Annotated in this window: 4 protein-coding genes; all 4 read right to left on the bottom strand. The window is 67.1% G+C overall.

All coding sequences use genetic code 11. The features are described 5' to 3' along the window. Positions 1 to 759: LptF/LptG family permease (locus ACFDSW_RS15600; RefSeq protein ID WP_375251185.1), on the bottom strand; the 759-nt coding region annotated here is incomplete at its 3' end. Then, positions 756 to 1,934 carry an LPS export ABC transporter permease LptF gene (gene lptF, locus ACFDSW_RS15595; protein WP_375251184.1) on the bottom strand — a complete coding sequence of 393 codons (1,179 nt, stop codon included), beginning with the start codon at positions 1,932 to 1,934 and terminating at the stop codon, positions 756 to 758. The genes ACFDSW_RS15600 and lptF, both read right to left, overlap by 4 nt. 136 nt (positions 1,935 to 2,070) lie before the next feature. After that, positions 2,071 to 4,026 (bottom strand): ATP-binding protein, encoded by a 1,956-nt coding sequence (locus ACFDSW_RS15590; RefSeq protein WP_375251186.1) that lies wholly within the window; start codon positions 4,024 to 4,026, stop codon positions 2,071 to 2,073. A gap of 52 nt (positions 4,027 to 4,078) precedes the next feature. After that, positions 4,079 to 4,430, bottom strand: a 352-nt coding sequence (locus ACFDSW_RS15585) for an aminotransferase class I/II-fold pyridoxal phosphate-dependent enzyme (protein ID WP_375251183.1), incomplete at its 5' end; no start/stop codon positions are given.

The following is a 4,430-nucleotide window of genomic DNA, read 5'->3' as shown; positions in this document are numbered from 1 at the left end:
CGACAGCGCGTCGCCATCGACACTCGACATCGTAAACTGATCGGGGGTGACGCCGCGACCGATGACCGTCGCGCCGAGTTGCGTCACCCGGCCGCTCGCCACGTCGAAACGCTTCGCCGGCCAGATCTTCCAACCGTCACCGTCGCGCACGCCATTGGGGGCGGCGACCAGCCCGCGCAGCCCGCCATCGGCGTTACGCTGATACAAGGTGACGCCGCCCAGCCGCGCCGCATTGCCCCGCCCGGCGATACGATCCGCCTGAATCAGATCGTTGCCGGAGCGCACCCAGACGTTCGACCGATCACCCCGGTCAAGCGGCAGGGGGCCGTAATCGACCTTCTGCCACGCGCTCAGCTCCGCGGTGGCGCTGCTGACGATATAATCATTGAAGAAGAAGGTGATGACCGCCACCGCCAGGCTGGCGGTGACCAGCGGCGCCAGCACCTGATGTGCCGAAAGGCCACCGGCCTTCAATGCGATCACCTCGCTGTTGGCGTTCATCGTGATCAGCGTCAGGATCGTGCCCAGCAGCACGGAAAAGGGCAGGAAGGTGGAAATGATCTGCGGCGCGCGCAGCGATACATAATGCCATACATCGGCATCGGTGTTGCCCGCGGTGGCCAGAATCCGGCCGCTCTCGCTCAACAGATCAAGCGTCTGCAGCACGAGCACCAGCCCGAACAGGATGCCGAAGGTACGGGTCAGGAACAGCCGCGCCATGTACAGCGCGGCGGTGCGCGAGGGGAAGAAGCTCGTCATGCCCGCGCCTCCCTGCGCGTCCGGCCGGGAAGATAGCGCACCACCAGCTTCCACCCCTTGCCGAAGAAACGCTCCAGCGCCCCGATCGGCTGGCCGCCGGGGATATAGGCGATGGTATAGTACATCCACACGATGATCGCCGCGAACAGCACGAACGGCACCCACAGGGCGATCAATGGATCGACCGTACCCATCTCACCCAGCGAGGCCGCATATTGGTTCACCTTGTGATAGGTGACGACCATCACGATCGACAGGAAGACGCCGAGCGCGGAGGTCGATCTTTTCGGCGGCACGCCCAGCGCGACCGCGAGCAGCGGCAGCAGGAACATCGACGCCACCTCCGCGACACGGAAGTGGAATTCGGCACGACTGGCGTTGCGCAATTGCTGGCTCGCGCCCCGCGCATGGCCCAGTTGCGCCAGTTCCGGCAACGTATATTCCAGGTTTTCCCCGCCCCGGGTGCGGAAGCTCTCGAACTTGGGCAGGTTGATCGGCAGGTCGTGCGCGGTGAAGGTCAAGGTGCGCGGCGTCGCGAAGTCGCTGCGATTGTGGATCAGCGTGCCGTTGGTCAGGCGGAAGATGATCACATTGGGATCGTCGGTGGCCAGGAACTGGCCGGTCTCCGCGGTGACGCCGACCCAGTCGCCCTGCGGCGTCTGCGCATGGACGAAAATGCCAGACAGGCGCTTCCCGCCGTCCTGGCTCCGCTCGATCCGCATCGTCATCCGATCGCCCAGATGCGCGAACTCGCCGACCTTGATCGACGCGCCCAGCGCCCCGGTGCGCAGCTCGAAACGCAATTGCTCGTAGGCGTACCGCGCCTTGGGCTGAACATAACCGACGATCGCGATGTTCAGCGCCGCCAGGACGATCGCGAACAGATACGGCACCCGCAACAGCCGCGCATAGCTCATCCCCACGCCGCGCATCACATCCAGCTCGCTGGATGTCGCCAGCCGCCGGAAGGCGAGCAGGATGCCCAGCATCAGCCCGATCGGGATACCGAGGCCAAGATATTCGGGCAGCAGATTCGCCAGCATCTTCCACACGACATTGACCGGGCCGCCCTCGGTCAGCACGAAATCGAACAGCCGCCCGATCCGGTCGAGGATCAGCAGCATCGACGCGATCAGCAGCGTGGCGAACAACGGCAGCGCGATCAGTCGCGCCATGTAACGATCGATTGAAGGCAGCGAGAGCGAGGGCATGGAGAGCGGTGCGCGGCCTTCTTCCGTGGGACGATCCCCGCGCGGGGCGGGCGCTTCGGCTATACGCACGCAAATTCGCGGCGTCAGCAGCCGATTTCGTTCAGGCGGCGGCGGAGCTTGCGGGGGCGGGCTGCTCGGCGACGCGAGCGATCGCGGCGGTGAGCGCGCGATCGAGCGCGGCCAGGGTGAACGGCTTGCGCAGCACGGGATGGCCGCGCAGGTCGATCGCGCCGACTTCGCCCGCGAAGCCGGTGACGAACAGCACCGGCACGGTGGCGAGGTGCGGCGGCAGCGCGGCGATCCATTCGGGGCCGTTCAGTGTGGGCATCAGCACGTCGGACAGGATCAGGTCCGCCGCGGGCATCGCCGCCAGCATCGCCGCAGCGCGCACCGGATCGTCGCAGGCGACCGGGAAATGGCCAAGCTCTGTCAGCGCGGCCATTGTCGCGGTCAACACGCGCGGATCATCCTCGACCACCAGGATCGAGCGCCCGTGGGTATGCGCGACCTGTGGCGTCAACGCCACGGGCGTGATCGCCGGTGCCTGCGAGGCGCCCTGCGTCGCGGTATTCGTCTCGCGCGGGAGGAACAGCGTCACCGTCGTGCCGTCACCGGGCGTGGAGGTGATCGTCACGTCGCCGCCAGCCTGCCGCGCGAAGGAGAAGATCTGGCTGAGGCCCAGCCCGGTGCCCTTGCCGACCGGCTTGGTGGTAAAGAACGGCTCGAACACCCGTTCCAGCACGTCGGGGGCTATGCCGCAGCCGTCGTCGGATACCGCCAGCGTGAGGAAGTCGCCCGCCGCGCGCCCTGTCGCGCGATCGTCGACCAGCGTGGCGCGACCCGCCACCAGCGTGAGATGGCCGCGCCCATCCATCGCGTCGCGCGCATTGACCGCCAGATTGACCAGCGCGTTCTCCAGCTGGCCTCGGTCGACGCGCGTCCGCCAGCCATGGCTGGAATCGCGGAAGGCGACGGTGATGCCGTCGCCCAGCGTGCGTTGAAGCAGGTCGGCCAGGTCACCGAACAGCGCCTCGGCACCGATCAGTTCGGGATTGATCGCGGTTTCGCGGGCGAACGACAGCAGCCGCCCGGTCAGCGCGGCTGCGCGCCGTGCGCCATCATGCGCGCTGTCGAGGTGCCGCAGCAGCTCCGGCGCATGGCCCTTCGCGTGCCGCCGCGCCAGCTCCAGCCCGCCCAGCACCACCGACAACATATTGTTGAAATCGTGCGCGATGCCCCCGGTCAGCTTGCCGACCGCTTCCATCTTCTGCACCTGTCGCAGCCGGGCTTCTTGGATACGAAGTTCGGCAGTGGCCTTTGCCACCGCCGCTGCCAGATCGTCGGCGCGGCGGCGTTCGGTATCCGCTTCGGCGCGGGCCAGCGCGCGGTCGGTCAGCGCGCGCAATGTCAACCATCCCATCGCGATCGCGCCCAGCACCAGGATGATGCCGAATACCGCCAGCACCTTGGCGATCGTCGTCGATCGTTTCACCGACGTCATCGCCTGCGTCGTGCGCGCTTCCAGTTGATCACGCTCGTCCGAGATCAGCGCGGTCAGGACGGCGTTGATCGTCGCCAGCGACGCACCCTGACGATTCTGGTAATAGCGTGAGAGCGCCTGGCTGTTGCGGCCGTAATTGGTGTTGAGCGCGGTCAGCGCAAGCTCGTTGCCGCGCGCCTCGAACGCGACCCGCAGGTCGCGCAGATGGCGGGACTGAACCGCATCATCGCGGGTAAGCTTTTCCAGCCGCGTGATCGTTTCGTCGGCGCGGCGCCAATCCTCGTAATAAAGCCGCCCCAGCTGCTGGTCACCCGAGATCACATAGCGTCCCAGCGACGCCTCCGATCGAGCGATCGTGCCCTGCAGCGTCCGCGCCAGGATCATCACGTCATAGCTGTGGCGCTGCGCCGCCAACGCGCGGTCACGCTGGTAATTCGCCTCGCCGAGCGTGACGATCAAGGCGGCGAACACCATCACCCCCGCCAGTGTCAACACCGACAGGGTGATGGACCGCCAGGCCCATGCCAGCCCCCGCGGGGCGCCCGCGCCCTCCATCCCGCTCACGCCTGCCGGTGTAACGACAAGATGCGGCGCGGGGAAGCCCGCGTCAGTCGATCGCGCCGCAGGCGCGCCCGGCGTCGGCGAAGGTCGCGATCACCTGTTCGAGTTGGGCGCTGTCATGCTCCGCGCACAGGGAACAGCGAAGCAGGAACATGCCCGCGGGGGTCGCCGGCGGGCGCGCGACGTTGACGTACAGGCCATTGTCCAGCAACGCCTGCCACATCATCACCGCCTGCCCCTGATCGTCGAGGATTACCGCCACGATCGCCGAGTCCGGGGCGTCGGTGCCGAGCCGGAAACCAAGCGCCCTCAGCCCGCCATGCAACTGGCGCGCATTCGCCCACAGCCGCGCGCGCTTGTCATGCGCGGTCATCAGTTTGCGTACCGAGGTGGCGGCG

Origin of the sequence: Sphingomonas sp., assembly GCF_042091075.1 — a bacterium.
Classification (GTDB): domain Bacteria; phylum Pseudomonadota; class Alphaproteobacteria; order Sphingomonadales; family Sphingomonadaceae; genus Sphingomonas.
The sequence above is the reverse complement of the archived record's forward strand: the minus strand, read 5'-3'. Positions and strand labels throughout refer to the sequence as shown.

Excerpts from the sequence above, each read along its gene's own strand:
- ACFDSW_RS15590 (WP_375251186.1), bottom strand. The coding sequence starts at position 4,026 with ATGGAGGGCGCGGGCGCCCCGCGGGGGCTGGCATGGGCCTGGCGGTCC.
- lptF (WP_375251184.1), bottom strand. The coding sequence starts at position 1,934 with ATGGCGCGACTGATCGCGCTGCCGTTGTTCGCCACGCTGCTGATCGCG.